Annotated in this window: 10 protein-coding genes and 1 pseudogene; all 11 read right to left on the bottom strand. The window is 73.2% G+C overall.

The genetic code is table 11. The annotated features are described in order from the left end of the window. A pseudogene (locus IE244_RS40815) lies at window positions 1-105 on the bottom strand (ketol-acid reductoisomerase); the annotation flags it as partial. Between the two features lie 75 nt (window positions 106-180). Continuing rightward, window positions 181-744 (bottom strand): acetolactate synthase small subunit, encoded by a 564-nt coding sequence (gene ilvN, locus IE244_RS40820; protein ID WP_051927298.1) that lies wholly within the window; start codon window positions 742-744, stop codon window positions 181-183. A 14-nt stretch (window positions 745-758) separates the two neighbouring features. Beyond that, window positions 759-2,567, bottom strand: coding sequence for an acetolactate synthase large subunit (locus tag IE244_RS40825; protein ID WP_229854867.1), 1,809 nt, complete (start codon window positions 2,565-2,567; stop codon window positions 759-761). Between the two features lie 96 nt (window positions 2,568-2,663). After that, window positions 2,664-3,452 carry a 4'-phosphopantetheinyl transferase family protein gene (locus IE244_RS40830; protein ID WP_229854866.1) on the bottom strand — a complete coding sequence of 263 codons (789 nt, stop codon included), beginning with the start codon at window positions 3,450-3,452 and terminating at the stop codon, window positions 2,664-2,666. A 40-nt stretch (window positions 3,453-3,492) separates the two neighbouring features. Further along, window positions 3,493-4,779: an MFS transporter gene (locus IE244_RS40835; RefSeq protein WP_191878639.1), complete on the bottom strand. Its 1,287-nt coding sequence runs from the start codon at window positions 4,777-4,779 to the stop codon at window positions 3,493-3,495. Next, a complete protein-coding gene (locus IE244_RS40840) occupies window positions 4,776-6,230 on the bottom strand; it encodes an argininosuccinate lyase (RefSeq protein WP_191878641.1) in 1,455 nt (484 codons plus the stop codon). Before IE244_RS40840 ends, IE244_RS40835 begins: the two co-directional genes overlap by 4 nt. Window positions 6,231-6,345: 115 nt before the next feature. Next, on the bottom strand, window positions 6,346-7,599 hold the full coding sequence (locus IE244_RS40845; RefSeq protein WP_191878642.1) for an ATP-grasp domain-containing protein: 1,254 nt from the start codon (window positions 7,597-7,599) through the stop codon (window positions 6,346-6,348). Continuing rightward, window positions 7,596-8,648 carry a PLP-dependent cysteine synthase family protein gene (locus tag IE244_RS40850; RefSeq protein WP_191878643.1) on the bottom strand — a complete coding sequence of 351 codons (1,053 nt, stop codon included), beginning with the start codon at window positions 8,646-8,648 and terminating at the stop codon, window positions 7,596-7,598. The genes IE244_RS40845 and IE244_RS40850 overlap by 4 nt, the downstream gene beginning before the upstream one ends. Before the next feature lies 1 nt (window position 8,649). Beyond that, the gene (locus tag IE244_RS40855; protein ID WP_191878645.1) at window positions 8,650-9,567 is read right to left on the bottom strand and encodes a GHMP family kinase ATP-binding protein; all 918 of its coding nucleotides are present in this window, start codon (window positions 9,565-9,567) and stop codon (window positions 8,650-8,652) included. Between the two features lie 209 nt (window positions 9,568-9,776). Beyond that, complete coding sequence (locus IE244_RS40860; RefSeq protein ID WP_191878646.1) at window positions 9,777-16,862, bottom strand: non-ribosomal peptide synthetase; 7,086 nt, start codon at window positions 16,860-16,862, stop codon at window positions 9,777-9,779. Continuing rightward, on the bottom strand, window positions 16,859-17,665 hold an 807-nt coding region (locus tag IE244_RS43090; protein ID WP_191878647.1), incomplete at its 5' end, for a phosphopantetheine-binding protein. The genes IE244_RS40860 and IE244_RS43090, both read right to left, overlap by 4 nt.

Genomic DNA, 17,665 nt, shown 5'->3' on the forward strand with positions numbered 1-17,665 from the left:
CGACAGCGCGTGGGCGTGGCCCTGGCTGCCGTAGCCGATGACCGCGACCTTGCGGCCCTGGATGATGGACAGGTCGGCGTCAGCGTCGTAGAACAGCTCGGCCATGGATCGAACTCCTTAGGGTGGTGGGTAAGGGGGTGCGGTGGGAAAGGGGGCGTGACGGGGTGCGCCGCCCGGGGTTCAGGCGCTCTGCGCGGTCCTTGCCACGCCCGAGGTGATGCGCAGGGTGCGGGTCTCGCGGACGCCTCGTTCCGTCAGGGAGCGGGAGCCGCGGCCGATGGCGATCGCACCGGACTGGACGAGCTCCTTGATGCCGAACTGCGCCAGCATCCGCAGCATCGCGTCGAGCTTGTCACCGGCGCCGGTGGCCTCCAGGGTCACCGCCTCGGGGGCCACGTCGACGGTGCGGGCCCGGAACAGCTCGGCGATCTCCAGGACCTGGGAGCGGGTGGTGTTGTCGGCGCGGACCTTCACGAGGACGAGCTCGCGCTGAACCGCGTCCGAGGCCGCCAGCTCGACGACCTTCAGGACGTTGACCAGCTTGTTGAGCTGCTTGGTGACCTGCTCCAGGGAGAGTTCGTCATCGACGCGGACGACGATCGTGACACGGGAGAGGTCCGGGTGCTCGGTGGTGCCCACGGCGAGCGAGTCGATGTTGAAGCCGCGGCGGGAGAACAGGGCGGCGATCCGGGCCAGGATGCCGGGGGTGTTCTCGACCAGGACGGAGAGCGTGTGCTGGGACATGTCGGAGGGTCCTCTCAGTCGTCCGCGGCGTCGCCGAAGTCGGGACGCACGTCACGGGCGGCCATGATGTCGTCGTTGGAAGTGCCGGCCGGGACCATCGGCCACACCATCGCGTCCTCGTGGACGATGAAGTCCACCACCACCGGACGGTCGGTGACCGAGTTGGCCTTGTCGATGACCACGTCCAGCTCGTCCGGGGACTCGCAGCGCAGCCCCACGCAGCCCATCGCCTCGGCGAGGAGGACGAAGTCCGGGACGCGCGTGCCCCGGTTGGCCGCGGAGCCCACGCCCCGGGTCGAGCCGGTCGCGGCGTTGGTCGCGCCGTCGTGCAGCACGGTGTTGGAGAACCGCGCACCGTAGAACAGGTTCTGCCACTGACGGACCATCCCGAGGGCGCCGTTGTTGATGACGGCGACCTTGATCGGGATGTTGTTCAGCGCGCAGGTGACCAGTTCCTGGTTGGTCATCTGGAAGCAGCCGTCGCCGTCGATCGCCCACACCGTGCGGTCGGGCCGGCCGGCCTTGGCGCCCATCGCGGCCGGGACCGCGTAGCCCATCGTCCCGGCACCGCCGGAGTTGAACCAGGTGCCCGGCTCGTCGTGCGGCAGGAACTGCGCCGCCCACATCTGGTGTTGACCGACCCCGGAGGCGAAGAGGGTGCCCTCGGGGGCGAGCCGGCCGATGCGTTCGATGACCAGCTGCGGGGAGAGCGTGCCGTCCGCGGGCACGTCGTAACCGCGGGGGTAGGTGTCCCGCCAGCGGATCAGGTCCCGCCACCAGGCGCTGTAGTCACCGGCCGTGCCTTCCTCCCGCACGGCGGCCGCCAGCGCGTCGATCACCTCGCGGGCGTCGCCGACGATCGGCACGTCCGCGTACCGGTTCTTGGAGATCTCCGCCGGGTCGATGTCGGCGTGCACGACCTTGGCGTGCGGGGCGAAGGTGTCCAGCCTGCCGGTGACCCGGTCGTCGAAGCGGGCGCCGAGGGCGACGATCAGGTCCGCCTTCTGCAGGGCCGCCACGGCGGACACGTCCCCGTGCATGCCCGGCATGCCCATGTGCTGCGGATGGCTGCCGGGGAAGGCGCCGAGAGCCATCAGCGTGGTGACCACGGGCACGCCGGTCAGTTCGGCGAGGTCGCGCAGTTCGGCGGTCGCCCCGGCCTTGAGAACGCCGCCGCCGACATACAGGACGGGACGTTCGGACGAGGTGATCAGCCGCGCCGCCTCGCGTATCTGCCGCGGGTGCGGGCGGGTCTTCGGACGGTAGCCGCGCAGGTTCGCCGTCTTGGGCCACACGAAGGTGGTCCGCGCCTGGAGGGCGTCCTTGGTGATGTCGACCAGGACCGGCCCGGGGCGGCCCGTCGAGGCCAGGTGGAATGCCTCGGCGATCGTCCTCGGGATGTCCTCGGCATCGGTGACCAGGAAGTTGTGCTTGGTGATCGGCATGGTGATGCCGACGATGTCGGCCTCCTGGAAGGCGTCCGTACCGATCGCCTTCGACGACACCTGGCCCGTGATCGCCACGAGCGGTACGGAGTCCATGTGGGCGTCGGCGATCGGCGTCACCAGGTTCGTCGCACCCGGTCCGGAGGTCGCGATGCAGACACCGACCTTCCCGGTGGCCTGCGCGTAGCCGGTGGCCGCGTGGCCGGCGCCCTGCTCGTGCCGGACCAGGACGTGACGGATCCTGGCCGAGTCCATCATCGGGTCGTACGCCGGGAGGATCGCACCGCCGGGAATCCCGAACACGGTGTCCGCGCCCGCCTCTTCCAGGGAGCGGATCAGGGACTGGGCGCCGGTCATGGTGTCGTCGGCGGCGCACATCCGTGGAAGGCGGGCCGCGGGGGCCTCTTGCACAGTGCTTGGCATGGTCGGATCCCTTGGTTCGTAGGGGTGGAGTGGTCTTGCGGGTGTGTCGGGTCAGATCGAGGTCCCTCCCGTCAGGAGCACGGGCGGGGCCGCGCGGACCAGCTCGGCGGCCTGTGGGCCGACGAGGCGGGTGATGGTCGCGCCGGTGGCGGTGAGTTCGCCGCGCACCGCCACCGCCGCCGCGTAGCCCCGGTCCACCGGAACGTCCAGCAGGGTCCAGCCGGACGGCGGGTAGGGCCCTTCCGGCCCGCCGGAGCCGACGTAGTCGAGGGACGGATCGCGTCCCAGTCCGGTGCCGAGGCCCTTGAGATAGGCCTCCTTGCGGGTCCACAGCCGTGCCAGCGCGCGGGGCCGCAACGCCGAGGGGAGGGCGGCCAGTTCCTCTTGCTCGGCCACGTGCAGCATCGAGGCCAGTTCGGTGGTGGCCGTCTGGTCCGACACCAGGTCCACGTCCACGCCGATCGGCGCCGCGGCCGTACCGACGAGGGCGAGGTCGCCTCGGTGGGAGAGCGAGAAGAACAGGTCGTCGCGGCCCGCGCCGAGCACGGTGGGCCGGCCGTGCGGGCCGCCGCAGCAGGGACAGGTGTCCCGGCCGAAGTGGATCTCCTCGGGGCGAAGGCGCAGATACGCCCCGAGCAGCCGTCTCAGCGCGACGTGCGCGGCCGTGAACCGGGTGCGGTCGGCCGCGTGCATGAGGGCGGCAGCGCGTCGGCGCTCGGTCGCGTCGAGCACCGCCTCGTCCAGGATGCCGGCGGCGACATCCGAGACCCTCAGGAGCCAGAGGTCGAGTGAGCCAGGGGGTGGCAGCTCACGAGCGACCCACGGCAGGGTTCCTTCCACGGGGTCTCTCCTGTTCGTACTCGAAGGAGCCGACCGGGCGTCATGAACCACCGGGCGCGGCGGGCAGGTCGTGCCTGCTGCGCAGGGGCCCGATCAGCAGTAACAGGGGGCTGACCGCGAGACCGGCGGTCAGCAGCCACAACGTCGGCCGCAGTCCGAGCGCCGTGCCGAGCACGCCGCCGAGCAGGGAACCGAACGGAATGGCGCCGAAGTTCGCCACCGAGATGCAGGCCGTGATGCGGCCGAGCAGCTGGGGCGGACAGTACCGCTGGCGGAACGCGCCCTGGATCACATTGGCGAGTACCACACCGAGGGCGAGCAGGGCGCTGCCGGCCACGAGCGCGGCCAGCATCCAGCCCTTCCCCGCCATCGGGATCAGCAGGGAGAACGGGGCTGTGGCGGCGGTGGCCACCAGCAGCCCGCGTGCGGTGCCCCAGCGGGCGGTCACCCGCTTGGCACCGGCCGCGCCGAGGATCCCGCCGACACTGCTGGAGGCCAGCAGCCAGCCGGTCGCGCCCTCCGGCACGCCGAGCTGACGGATCAAGAACACGGGCAGGATCGCCTGATAGGCCGTCAGCAGCAGGTTGGTGACGGTGCCGTAGGCGGTCAGCACACGCAGGTACGGGTCGCGCACGGTGTGCCTCAGGCCCTCGCGGATGTCCCGCCGCAGCGGGGCGCGCTCCCGAGAGGGCCCGGACCGGGGCTCCCGGCTGCGGATGCCGAGCAGGCACAGCGCCGAGAAGAGGAAGGTGCCGGCGTTGACCAGCAGGCCGGCGACCGCGCCGAAGCCCTGGGCGAGCAGACCGCCCCCGCCCAGGCCGGCGACCTGGGCGACCGACTCGCTGCCCTGCAGCTTGGCGTTGGCGTCCTGGAGCTGGTCCCGGTCCACGATGGAGGGTACGTACACCTTGTACGAGATCCCGAAGAACACCGCGGCCAGGCCGTTGAGGAGCGCCACGACCAGCAGATGGGCCATGGTGAGCACACCGAGCCACGCGGCCACCGGCACGCTCGCGAGCAGCAGCATCGAGGAGACGTTGCACACCAGCATCAGCGGGCGCCGCCGCATCCGGTCCACCCAGGCGCCGGCCGGCAGGCCGATCAGCAGCCAGGGCAGCCAGGGCGCGGCGGCCAGCACACTCACGCTGAGGGTGCTGGCGTTCAGGGTGACCACGGCGACCAGGGGCATGGCCACCGTGGTGATGTTGATGCCGACCCGGTTGGTGGTCTCGCCGAGCCACAGGAGACGGAAGTCGCGGAGCCGGGACAGGGGAGGGCGGGACGGGGCGGGGGCCGGTGCCGTGACGGCGGTGACGTCCGCGCTCATGCCCGCACCGCCTGCCGTACGGCGTCGGTCAGCAGCTCCTCGGCGTCCGACCAGCGATCGCGGCGTACGGCGGCCTCGGTGCGGTGGGCGGCGAGCTGACGGTGCAGCGGCGGAAGCCCGTCGCTGCCCGGGCCGCCGCCGTGGACGCAGGCGGCGGCCACGCGGTCGGGGGCCAGGTCGGTGTCGAGGCCGGCCGTCTCCTCCAGGGAGCGGCCCGAGCCGAGCGCGGCCAGCACGGTCTCGCCGACCTTGTGGTGCGCGGCGCGGAACGGCATGCCGTCCGCGACCAGGCGCTCCGCGAGGTACGTCGCCGCGGTGAACCCCTCCCGGGCGCGCTCGGTCATGCGCTCGGGCCGCGGTTCGGTGCCGGCCACGACCAGCCGCAGCAGCGTCACCGCGTCGGTGGTGTCGCTGAGGCCTGGCCACAGGTGGCGCATGGCCTCGGTGCCGACGGCGATGGCGTTGGTGTAGCCGGCGGTGGTCATCGCCGAGGCCGCGCTCATGAAGGCGCCCAGGCTCGCGGTGGAGCGGCCCTGGATGTGTTCCAGCAGGAACGGGTTGCGCTTCTGCGGCATCATCGAGCTGGAGCCGACCAGTGTGTCGGCGACCCGGAGCAGCGCCGCCTCCTCCGCCGTCCACACGCTCAGGTCGCGGGCGACCCGGGCGAGGGTGACGCCGAGCGTCGCGGACGCGGACAGCAGGCTCAGCGCGAAGTCCCTGGAGGCCACCGCGTCCACGGAGTTGGTGGCGGCCCCGGTGAACCCAAGGAGCCGGGCGGTGCGTTCGGCGTCGACGGGGACGGACGTGCCACCGATCGCGCCGGCGCCCAGCGGGTTGACGTCCAACTGCCGCCCCGCGTCGAGGAGATGGCCGTAGGCGCGCAGCACCGCGCCCGCGACGCCCGCCAGATAGTGGCCGTAGGTGATCGGCACGGCGGGCTGGCCGTGGGTGTACGCGGGCATGGTGACGTCCGCGTACCGGTCGGCCTGCGCGAGGAGTACGGCGGCGAGCCGGTCCACGGCGTCCAGCAGGCGGAGGTAGGGGGTGCGGGCCCTCAGGCGGGCGGTCGTGGCGTTGAGGTCGTTGCGGGAGCGGCCGGTGTGCAGGATGCCGCCGGTCTCGTCGCCCAGCCGCTCGATCAGCCAGCCCTCGTAGGCCAGGTACACCCCGCGCGGCATCGGCCGTCCGCGCACCGGGCCGAAGTCGGCGGTGCGCAGTTCCTCCACGGCCCGCAGCAGGGCGGCGGCCCGGGCGGGGTCCACGACCCCGCGCTCGGTGAGCATGACCAGGTGGGCGCGGTCCACCTGGCTGATGCGGCGCAGCTCGCCGCCCAGCGGATCCGCCGCGTCCTCGGACACGTACTGGTCGTAGACGATGGCGTGTGCCTCGGGATCCAGCGCCGAACTGAGCCGGCCGGTGTCGACGCCGTCGCGCGCGGGGGCGGTGGTCATGAGAGGTCCTCGGGGGTGAGAAGCGGCCGGTGCCCCCGGCACCCGCGGGGGCGCGGGGAAGGGGTGCCGGGGTGGTGCGGCGCGGCGGTCGCGCCCTCGCGGGTCCGTACGGCGCTCATGTCAGCGCCTCCTGCCGGTCCAGGGACGCGGGGGTGATCGCCCCCGTGAGGGCTGCCACGCCCCGGTCCGCGGCCTCGGCCGCTTCGGCCGGATGGTCCGCGACCGCGATGACGTGGCCGAGGCGGCCGCGGAAGTCGGCGGCGGGGCCGACCGGTTCGCCGGGGGCGCGGTAGAGCACCGTTTCGACGACCCCCGGGACGGCACCGGCCCGCGTCACGGCCTCGGTGAGGTCGGGGGCCAGGATGCCGTCGCGGTCGGTGGTCAGGAAGCGGATCGAGGCGCGGCCGTACAGCGCGCGCTCGGGGTGCGTGGCACGGCCCAGGGCGGCCAGGACCTGGGCCCGGACCAGGTCGATCCCGCAGGCCCGGCGGACCAGTTCCGGGATCATGCCGCCGGCCAGCCGCGGGTTGACCTCGATCACCTTGGCGACGGGACCGTCGAGACGCAGCTCCACATGGGCCGCGCCCCAGCCGAGGCCGAGCGCCGCCACGGCCCGCACCGCGGTCTGCCGCAGCTCGCGCTCCAGGTCGGCGGGGAGCGCCGCCGGCACGTCGTGGCCGACCTCGACGAACGCGGGCAGCGGGCCGACGTGCTTGGCGACGGTCACCACCGCCTCGGTGCCGAACACCTCGACGGAGAACTCGGCGCCGGTCAGGTACTCCTCGACCAGGATCCGGCCGGGGGTCGCCACCCCGCGCTCGTTCGTGGTGGCCGCCAGCAGGGCGCGCGCGTGCTCGGCGACCTCGTCGGGGTCCGAGCACAGCCGTACGCCCAGACTGCCGGAGCCCTGCACCGGCTTGACCACGACGGGCAGCCGGGTCGCCGCCGCCGACACCGCGGCGTCCGCCGTCGACACCACCGCGAAGCCCGGTACGCCCACGCCGGCGGCGGCGAGGACGCGCCGCTGCTCGGCCTTGTCCCGGCAGGCCCGCACCGCGTCCGCCGAGGGGCCGGGCAGGCGGAGTCGGGACGCCAGCGCGGCGGCGGCCGGGACGTAGTACTCGGAGCTGGTCAGCACACCGGCGATCGGGGCCTCGGCGGCCAGCCGGGTGGCCGCCTCCCCCAGCCGGTCCGGGTCGGAGGTGTCGACGACGACGGTCCGCAGCCCGTCCTCGGCCGCGTACGGATAGCGGGCCGGGTCCGCGCTCAACAGGACCGGCACCACACCCAGTTCCGCGGCCCGCCGGGCGAACAGCCGCCCCGTGCCGGTCGTGTTGGACTCCACCAGGAGCAGCAGCCGCCCGCTCATGACGTCATCTCCGGCATCATCACGTCGTCGAAGCCGCGTCGCGCCCACATCAGCCGGGACCACACCGGCGGGGCGTCCAGCGGGTGCTCCACGGTGACCGGGCCGCCGCCGGGCGCGGGTGCGGGGGTGATGCCCTGCTCGCGCAGCCAGGCGTCGTTGTAGACGGTCGACTGGTAGCGGTAGCCCTCGTCGGGCAGCACCATCACGACCGTGCTGCCGGGGTTCTGCGCCGCCCACCAGGACGCCACCTGGAAGGACGCGCCGCTGGTCGGGCCCATGAACAGGCCGTGGCTGCGGTACAGCTCATGGGTCGCGTGGAAGGCCTCCGCGGCGGTCACCCAGTGCGCTTCGTCGTACGCCGAGTGCCGCACGTTGCCCGGGTGGATGCTGCTGCCCAGGCCGCGCAGGGTGCGCGGGGCGTCCGGGGTGCCGAAGATGATGCTGCCGTGGGTGTCGACGCCGACGAGGTGCAGCTGGGGGTTGCGGGGCCGCAGGGCACCGGCGAGACCGCCCGTCGAGCCACCCGAACCGACGGGCCCCACCAGGCAGTCGACGGCGCCGACGGTGCCGTCGATCAGGTCGGCGACGATGCCGTAGGCCCCCGGGTTGTCGGGGTTGTCGTACTGGCCGGGGACGAACGCGTCGGGCCGCTGCCGGCACAGCTCGGCCACCCGGGCCAGCCGGGCGCCCTGGATCCCGCCGGGCTGGCCGGTGTGCTCGACGATCTCCACCGTCGTGCCGAGCATCTCCAGTCTGGTGCGCAGCTCCTGGTCGATGGCGGAGTCGCCGACGATGGTCAGCGGGTAGCCGCGCAGCCCGCACACCATGGCCAGGCCCAGCGCGAACGTGCCGGAGGACGTCTCGATGACCGGGGTGCCCGGGGTGAGCACCCCGGCGGCCTCGGCCCGGTCGATGATGTAGCGGGCGGGCAGCAGCTTCATCAGGCTGAAGGCGGTCGCGTAGAGGTTGTCGCCCACCTTGATGATCCGTGGCAGCTCGGTGGCCTCCACGATCGAGGAGTGAGCCTTGGGGAGGGTCGTCGTCGTCATGTCAGTCACCCGTTGTGTAGTTCCACTGCTCGTCGATACCGGTGTTCCGCAGGAGGTCCTGCGCCAGTGCGGTGCGCGTCTCGACCTCGGGGTCGTCCCGGTCGAAGAGGAGCCCCGCGATGTCCCCGCTGTGGGCCACCTGCACGCCCACCGCGCCCGAGGTCCGCGCGATGTCCCGGATCCGGTCGAAACCGGGGACCGGCAGATGCCGCTGGTTGATCTCCGCGCTCGCCGTCGCCACCGCGCCGAGCAGAGCGACGTCCTTCATCTGGATGGCGTCGCGCAGCATGTCCCGTAGCCGGGCGAACCGCTCGATCTCGGCCCCGTCGTAGCGGGCCGGCGGGAGGGCCAGCGTGTCGACGCCCTTGCCCCGGTTGGAGGGCCGCGAGCCGAAGCCCAGGACGCGCAGGGGCGGCATCCGGTAGCCGAAGTCCTCGATGACGGTGCCCTCGCGCTGCGCGAACAGCACCGTGGAGTCCTCGAACATCAGCGAGTCGGAGGCGGTCTCCGCGCGTACCGCGAGCCGGGCCACCTCACGTGGCGGCAGGGGGTCGGCGAACGCGTCCTTCACGGCCCAGATCGCCGCCAGCACATCGCTGGTCGAGGAGCCGAAGCCCCGGCACAGCGGCACGTCGCCGGTCAGCTCCAGATGACCGCCGGCCACGCCGGCGCCGGCCGGGACGACGGCCCGCACGGCCAGTTCGGCCGCCCGTCGCGCCTTGCCCTTCCAGTCCGGCGACACGGTGACCCGGGTGCCGGACGCCGGGGTGAAGGTCGCCCGGGTGGTGTGAATGGTGCAGGGCAGCGTCACGAGTCCGCGCACGAGCCCGTCGCGGCCGGCGAAGACACCCTGCAGAATCTCGCCGTGATGGACGGGGGCCGAAGCTGCCCCGACACGCCAGTCGGAATGTTCCACCATGTCCTTGACCCTCTGTTGCCGGTGAAGCCGTGACCTGCGGACACCCTCACGCTACGGAGGCCGGAACCCGCCGTCCGGCGGCAAGAGCGGCAGGTTGTGGGCGGTTGGGGCACCTTCGCCCCGGCACGCGCACGTGCCGCCGGGCACGCGGAAGTGCCCGGACCGCCGTGTCGGCAGGTCCGGGCACCTGGTGGCCGGTGTGGAGACCGCTAGCGGCGCACCCCCCGCAGCTGCTCGCCCAGCACCTTGCCGATCTGCCGCAGCGGCTCGGCTCCGGTCAGCTCCCAGTGCTCGCAGTCCACGTCGTACTCCTCGATGTGGCCGAGAACGTACGGCGCCCAGGCCTCGGCGCCGGTGGTCGCGGCCGGCGTCCGCAGGGCGTTGAAGAACACCGCGTGGCCGCCGAACCGCAGCTCCGGCACGTACCGGTAGCGCATGTCCAGATGCGCTGCCGTGGCCTCGACGACCGCGGCGGCCTGGACCGGGTCCAGGGCGCCCAGGATCGGGTCCTCGCGCCGCAGCACGTCGGCGAGTTCGGCCGGGTCGGGCGCCGAGCCGGCGCACCGGACGTCGAGTTCGGCGCCGCGGGTGCCGAGGAACGCGGTGAGGACCTCGTGTCCGTCGACGGCCGGGGCGGTGAAGCCGTCGGGCAGCGGGTAGGCGTCCAGGAGTCCGAGCAGGGCCACTTCCTCGCCGAGCGCCTCCAGACGGGCCGCGATCGCGTGCGCCACGAGTCCGCCGAAGGACCAGCCGAGCAGGTGGTACGGCCCGTGCGGCTGGACGGAGCGGATCTCGGCCACATAGGTGTCGGCCATCTCCGCCATGCTCCCGGGCCGGAGCGCCGGATCGGTCAGCTCCCGTGCCTGCAGGCCGATCAGCGGCCGGTCGTCGAGGTACTTGAGCAGTCCGGCATAGCACCAGCTCATCCCGGAGACCGGGTGCACACAGAACAGCGGCGGCTGGTCCGAGCCCGACGCGGCCCGGATCGGCAGCAGCGTCTCCAGCGGGTCCCCGCCCGCGTTCCCGGCGATGTGTTCGGCGAGCAGGGCGGGCGTCGGATGCTGGAACAGGTCCCGGATGGTGACCGGGGTGTCCCAGACCGCGCGGATGCGGCCGATGAGCCGGGTGGCGAGCAGGGAGTGCCCGCCGAGGTGGAAGAAGTGGTCGTCGATGCTGACCGAGGGGACCCCGAGCACGGCCGTGTACAGGCCGCACAGGATCTCCTCGGCGGGGGTGCGGGGCGCCCGCCCGCCGGTGGCCCCGGTGCGCGGCGGCTCGGGCAGCGCGCGCCGGTCCAGCTTGCCGTTCACGGTGAGCGGCAGCGCGTCGAGGGCGACGACGGCGGCGGGCACCATGTACTCGGGCAGGGCGGCGGCCGCGTGCCGGCGCAGCTCGGCCGGGTCCACCGGGTGCGCCTTCGCGTCGGCGGCCACCACGTACGCCACCAGCCGCTTGTCGCCCGGCCGGTCCTCCCGGATCAGCACCGCGGCCTGGACGACCGACGGGTGCCGCAGCAGCGCCGACTCGATCTCGCCGGGCTCGATGCGGAAGCCGCGCAGTTTGATCTGCTGGTCGGCCCGCCCCAGGTACTCCAGCGCGCCGTCCTGGCTCCAGCGGGCCAGGTCCCCGGTGCGGTACATCCGCGAGCCGGGCGCCCCGTGCGGGTCGGCCACGAACCGCTCGGCGCTCAGGCCCGGCCGGCCGATGTAGCCGTGGGCCAGGCCGTGGCCGGCGACGTACAGCTCCCCGGGCACGCCCGGTGGCAGCAGCCGCAGGTTCTCGTCGAGGACGTAGGAGTGCTTGCCGGCGATGGGCCGGCCGATGGGGATGGCGGGCGCGGGCGCGGTGATGGCGTGGGCGGTGGTGAAGCCCATGCTCTCCGCCGGGCCGTAGCCGTTGACCAGGTGCAGGTGGGGGTGGTCGGCCAGGGCCTTGGCGGTGTGCGCGGGCGAGGCCGCCTCGCCGGCCGTCATGGCCTCGCGGACCTGGGCGAAGACGGCAGGGTGCTCGTCGAGCATGTGGTTGAACAGGCTCGCCGACATCTGCAGGGTGGTGATCTGGTGCTGTTCCACCAGCTCCGCGATCCGGTGCGGGTCGGTGTGCTGACCCGGTTGCAGCACGCACACCCCGCCGTGCAGCAGGGGCCCGAACACCTCCAGCGCGAACGCGTCCCACGACACGGGGGAGCTCTGCAGATAGGTCTGCTCGGGACCGAAGTTGAGGTAGTCCGGCCCGATGAAGGTGGCCGCCAGCGCCCGGTGCGAGGCCGCGACCCCCTTGGGCACCCCGGTCGAGCCCGAGGTGAACATGACGCACGCGGTGGCCTCCGGGTGTCCGCCGGTCTCCACGGCCGTGCCCGGCAGGGCGCTGATCCCGGGCGCGTCCACGGTGAGGTCGATCAGCGGCGCCTCACCGGGCAGCTCGATCAGATGGCTCTGGCTGACCAGGGCGGACGGCCGCGTCTGGCCCAGCACGGTGGTGAGCCGCTCGGCCGGGAACTGCGGGTCCAGCACCGTGTATCCGGCGCCGGCCTTCAGCACCGCGAGGATCGCGGCGATCAGGTGCGGGGAGCGCTCCAGGTGCAGGGCGACCAGGCTGCCCGGGACGACTCCGCGCGCGGTGAGGTGCCGGGCCAGCCGGTTGGACCACGTGTCCAGCTCGGCGTAGGTCAGCCGCTGCTCCTCGTACACCAGCGCGAGGGAGTCCGGGGTGCGGGCCGCCTGGCCGGAGAACAGCCCGTCGAGTCCGAGGGTCGGGGCCGGCGTGGGCGCACCGCTCCACTCCAGCACCCGTGCCCGCTCGTCCCCGGAAAGCAGCTCCAGTTCGCTCACGGGCAGTTCGGGCGAGGCGGCGGCGGCCTCCAGCAGGCGTACGAGACGGTCGGCGGTCGCCTCGATGGTGCGGGAGTCGTACAGGTCGGTGGCGTACTCGACGGTGATGTCCAGGCCGCCCGGCTCGCCCGCCGCGTCCCGGCGCTCGGCGAACGCGAAGGTCAGGTCGAACTTCGCGACCGAGGCCGACGGGAACAGGAACTCTCCTTCCAGGGCGCCGATCCGGGGCGCCTCGGTGGCGGAGTCGCCGACGGTCAGCATGACCTGGAAGAGGGAGTGCCGGGCCGTGGTGCGCTCGGGGTTGAGGACCTCCACCAGCCGGTCGAAGGGCAGGTCCTGGTGGGCCCAGGCGGCCAGGTCGGTCTCCCGGACGCGTCCCAGCAGCTCCCGGAAGCTCGGGTCGCCGCTCAGGTCGTTGCGCAGCACGAGGGTGTTGACGAAGAAGCCGACGAGGTCGTCGAGCTTCTGGTCGGTGCGGCCGGCGACCGGGGAGCCGAGCGGGATGTCGTGCCCGGCACCCGAGCGGGAGAGCAGGGTCGACACGGCGGCCTGGGCGACCATGAACAGGGTCGCTCCGCTGTCCTGGGCCAGGGTGGTGAGCGCCCGGTGGAGCCGGGCGTCGCCGTGCACGGTGTGTGTGGTCCCCCGGTTGGAGGGGGTCGCCGGGCGGGCCCGGTCGGTCGGCAGGGTGGCCTCCTCCGGCAGCTCGGCCAGCGCCTGCTTCCAGTGGTCGAGCTGGCGCTCCTCGTCCTCCTCGACGAGCCGCTGCTGCCACAGCGCGTAGTCGGCGTACTGGACCGGCAGCGGCTCCCAGTCCGGTGCCCGCCCCTCGGCGCGGGCCGCGTAGGCGGCGGAGAGATCCCGGAACAGCGGGGCGTTGGACCAGCCGTCCGAGGCGATGTGGTGGATCACCAGCGACAGCACGTGCGCCTGCTGGCCGAGCCGGAACAGGCGGGCCCGGAAGGGGAGTTCACCGGCCAGGTCGAAGGTGCCGGAGGCCTCGGCGTGCAGCAGCCTGACCAGGTCCCGCTCGCTGGTGTCGGCGAGCGGCAGCTCCACCGGCCCGCACGGCAGGACGTGCTGGTACGGGGTGTTCTCCTCGACGGGGTAGACGGTCCGCAGGCTCTCGTGCCGGGCCACCAGGTCGGTGAGCGCCCGGCGCAGGGCCTCCCGGTCGAGCTCGCCGGTCAGCCGCAGGGCCATCGGGATGTTGTACGTCGCCGACGGGCCCTCCATCTGGTCCAGGAACCACAGCCGTTGCTGGGCCGAGGACAGCGGCACCCGCTCCGGGCGCTCCTGCGGTGCGAGGGCCGGCCGCCGGGTGTCACCGCTCGCCGCGGTGAGCCGCTCGGCGAGCAGGGCGACCGTCGGGTACTGGAACAGGTCCCGGATGGTGATCTCGGCGTCCCACACGGCACGGATGCGGCTGATGAGCCGGGTGGCGAGCAGCGAGTGGCCGCCCCGGCGGAAGAAGTGGTCGTCGATGGTGGCCGACGGCAGCCCGAGCACGGCCGCGAAGAGCCCGCACAGCACCTCCTCGGCAGGGGTGCGCGGAGCCCGCCCCGCGCTGTCCGTGCTCTGCCTGGGCGCGGGCAGCGCGCGCCGGTCGATCTTGCCGTTGGTGGTCAGCGGCAGCGCGTCGAGGACGACGAACGCCGACGGGACCATGTACTCGGGCAGGGCGGCGGAGACCTGCCGCTGCACCTCCTCCGCGTCCAGCGGTACGTCCTGCGCGGCGACCAGGTAGGCGACGAGCCGCTTGTCGCCGGGCCGGTCCTCGCGGACGATCACCGTGGCCTGGGCGACGGAGGCGTGCGCGGTCAGCGCGCTCTCGATCTCGCCCGGTTCGATGCGGAAGCCGCGGAGCTTGACCTGCTGGTCGGCGCGGCCGAGGTACTCCAGGGAGCCCTCGTGGTTCCAGCGGACGAGGTCGCCGGTGCGGTACATGCGCTCGCCGGAGGGGCCGTAGGGGTCCGCGACGAAACGCTCCGCTGTCATCCCCGGGCGGCGCAGATACCCCTGGGCGAGCCCCGCGCCCGCGATGTACAGCTCTCCCGGCGTCCCGGGTGGCACCAGCCGCAGCGCGGGGTCCAGGACGTACAGCCGGTGGTTGTCGAGTGCCTCGCCGATCGGGACGGTGCCCGGGTAGTCGAAGGGGCGGCGGATCCGGTGGGTGGCCGCGAAGGTGGTGGTCTCGGTCGGGCCGTAGCCGTTGACGACGGTCGTCTGCGGGCAGTGCTCGTGGATGCGGCGCACCGCCTCGGGCGGTACGACGTCGCCGCCCGCCCACACCTCGCGGACCCCGGCGAAGGCGTCGGGCGCCTCCTCCGCCATGACCCGGAACAGACCCGCGGTCAGCCACATGCTGGTGATGCCGTAGGTGTCGATCAGGTGCCGGTAGCCGGCCGGGTCCAGGTGGCCGGGCGGTGCGACGACGAGGGTGCCGCCGTTGAGCCACGGCACCCATATCTCGTACGTCGACGCGTCGAACGCGGCCGGCGAGTGGAACAGCACCCGGCGGTGGTCGCCGCCCGCGTACCTGGTCTGGGCGGCCAGGTCGGCGACGTTGCGGTGGGTGACGGCGACACCCTTCGGGACACCGGTCGAGCCCGAGGTGAACATGGCGTACACCGGCTCGTCGGGGTGTACGGCGGACACCGGTGCGGTGGCGGGCAGGCCCTCCGGGACCGAGACGCCGTCCAGGACGACGACCCGGGCCGAGGTCGCCGCGGCCACCGGGTGGTCGGCCATGGCCTCGTCGGTGAGCAGCACCGGGGCCGCGGTGTCGCTGAGGATCTGTGCCAGACGGGTGTCCGGGTCGGTGGTGTTCAGCGGTGCGTAGACCGCGCCCGCCTTCACCACCGCCAGCAGCGCGGTGAGCAGCCCGGCGGAGCGCTCCATCAGGACGGCGACCACGTCACCGCGCCGGATCCCCAGGTTGATCAGGTGGTGGGCGAGCCGGTTGGTGAGTTCGTCCAGCTCGCAGTAGCTGAAGTCCTGGTACTCGTCGACCATCGCGACCGCGTCCGGGGTGCGGGCGGCCTGTGCGGAGAACAGCTCTGCCAGGCTCGCGTCCGGGGCCGCGGTGGCCGGGCCCGCCCACTCCTCAAGGAGCTGCCGGCGCTCGTGCTCGCCGAGCAGGTCGAGGACGGACAGCGGGGTGTCCGGCGAGGTCAGCACCGACTCCAGGAGCCGCCGCAGGCGGGCCATGAGGGCGTCGATCGTGCGGGCCTCGTACAGGTCGGTGGCGTACTCGATGGTGATGTCCAGGCCCTGGGGCCGCCCGTCCCGGCTGCGGTGCTCGGCGAAACCGAAGGTCAGGTCGAACTTGGCGATCTGCAGCTCGTTGTACTCGGTCCGGGCGTCCAGACCTGGGAAGCCGACCGTGTCCGAGCCGGCCTCGCCGAGGGTGAGCATCACCTGGAACAGGGGGTGCCGGGACGCGGAGCGCTCCGGGTTGAGCACCTCCACCAGCCGGTCGAAGGGCAGGTCCTGGTGGTTCCAGGCGGCCAGGTCGGTCCTGCGCACCCGGTCGAGCAGCTCGCGGAAGCTCGGGTCGCCGCCCAGGTCGGTGCGCAGCACGAGGGTGTTGACGAAGAAGCCGACCAGACCGTCCAGCGCCTCGTCGATCCGCCCGGAGACCGGCGAGCCGAGCGGGATGTCGAGCCCGGCCCCGGAGCGGGACAGCACGGTCGCGACCGCCGCCTGCACGGCCATGAACAGCGTGGCCCCCGACTCCCGCGCCAGATGGGTGAGCCCGGTGTGCAGGTCGGCCGGCAGGTGGTCGGTGCACAGACCGCCGCGGTAGGAGGCGGCGGCCGGGCGGGGCCGGTCGGCGGGGAGCGTGGCCTCCTCGGGAAGGTCCGCCAACGCCTCCTGCCAGAAGGCGAGTTGCCGGGAACCGGCGCTGTCCGGGTCGTCGGCCTCGCCGAGGAGCTCCTGCTGCCACAGCGTGTAGTCGGCGTACTGCACCGGCAGCGGCTCCCAGTCGGGCGCCAGCCCCTGGGCGCGCGCCCCGTAGGCGGCGGCCAGGTCGGCGAGCAGCGGGCCGGTCGAACCGCCGTCGGTGACGATGTGGTGCATCACCACCAGCAGCACGTGCTCCCGCTCGCCGAGCGTGATCAGCCGCGCCCGCAGCGGCAGGTCCACCGAGAGGTGGAAGACCTGCGCCGACTCCTCGGCGAGCACGGCGGCCAGCGTCTCGCCGGTCGCCGGCACGACCGGCAGCTCGAACTCCACCTCCTGCTCGGTGAGGATGTGCTGGTACGGCGTCCCGTTGTGGTCCGGGAAGAGCGTCCGCAGACTCTCGTGCCGGCCGATCACATCGGTGATCGCCGACTTCAGCGCTCCCCGGTCGAGTTCACCGGTCAGCCGGACGGCCAGCGGGATGTTGTAGGTCGTCGAGGGGCCCTCCATCTGCGCGATGAACCACAGACGCTGCTGGGCGAAGGACAAGGGGATCACTTGGTCGCTCCCATCCGGCGCATCGGCCGCAGTTTGGGCCTAGCGGCCTCGGCGCCGTCGAGCTTCTCGACGAGCGTTGCCACGATCGGGTTTTCGAAGAGGGTCGCCACGGAGACCTCGACCCCCAGCACGGTGCGGATCCGGCCCACGAGCCGGGTGGCGAGCAGGGAGTGCCCGCCGAGGTGGAAGAAGTGGTCGTCGATGGTGACCGAGGGCAGGCCGAGGATCTCGGCGAAGAGCCCGCACAGCACCTCTTCCTTGGGCGTGCGGGGCGCACGCCCGGAGGCGGTTTCCTCGGCGGCCGCCGGCGCGGGCAGGGCCTTGCGGTCCACCTTGCCGTTCCCGGTCAGCGGGATCGCGTCCAGCAGCATCAGCGCCGACGGCACCATGTACTCCGGCAGCAGCCCCGCCGTCCGCTGCCGCACGTCCTCGACGTCGACAGCCGCGCCGTCCTGTGCCGTGAGGTAGGCGACGAGACGCTTGTCGCCGGGGCGGTCCTCGCGGACGGTGACGACCGCCTGGCCGACGGCCGGGTGCCCCGCCAGCACGCTCTCGATCTCGCCGGGTTCGATGCGGAAGCCGCGCAGCTTGACCTGCTGGTCGGCCCGGCCGAGGTATTCGAGGGACCCCTGCTTGTTCCAGCGGACCAGGTCGCCCGTGCGGTACATCCGGCCGCCCGCGGGACCGTAGGGGTCGGCGACGAAGCGGTCGGCGGTGAGGGAGGGGCGGTCCAGGTAGCCCTGGGCGAGTCCGGCGCCGGCGATGTACAGCTCGCCGGGGGTGCCGGGCGGGACCAGTTGCAG

This window comes from Streptomyces filipinensis (genome assembly GCF_014649495.1).
GTDB lineage: Bacteria > Actinomycetota > Actinomycetes > Streptomycetales > Streptomycetaceae > Streptomyces > Streptomyces filipinensis.

Coding starts and splice junctions, on each gene's coding strand:
- ilvN (WP_051927298.1), bottom strand. CDS start 744: ATGTCCCAGCACACGCTCTCCGTCCTGGTCGAGAACACCCCCGGCATC.
- IE244_RS40825 (WP_229854867.1), bottom strand. CDS start 2,567: ATGTGCGCCGCCGACGACACCATGACCGGCGCCCAGTCCCTGATCCGC.
- IE244_RS40835 (WP_191878639.1), bottom strand. CDS start 4,779: ATGAGCGCGGACGTCACCGCCGTCACGGCACCGGCCCCCGCCCCGTCC.
- IE244_RS40840 (WP_191878641.1), bottom strand. CDS start 6,230: ATGACCACCGCCCCCGCGCGCGACGGCGTCGACACCGGCCGGCTCAGT.
- IE244_RS40845 (WP_191878642.1), bottom strand. CDS start 7,599: ATGAGCGGGCGGCTGCTGCTCCTGGTGGAGTCCAACACGACCGGCACG.
- IE244_RS40850 (WP_191878643.1), bottom strand. CDS start 8,648: ATGACGACGACGACCCTCCCCAAGGCTCACTCCTCGATCGTGGAGGCC.
- IE244_RS40855 (WP_191878645.1), bottom strand. CDS start 9,567: ATGGTGGAACATTCCGACTGGCGTGTCGGGGCAGCTTCGGCCCCCGTC.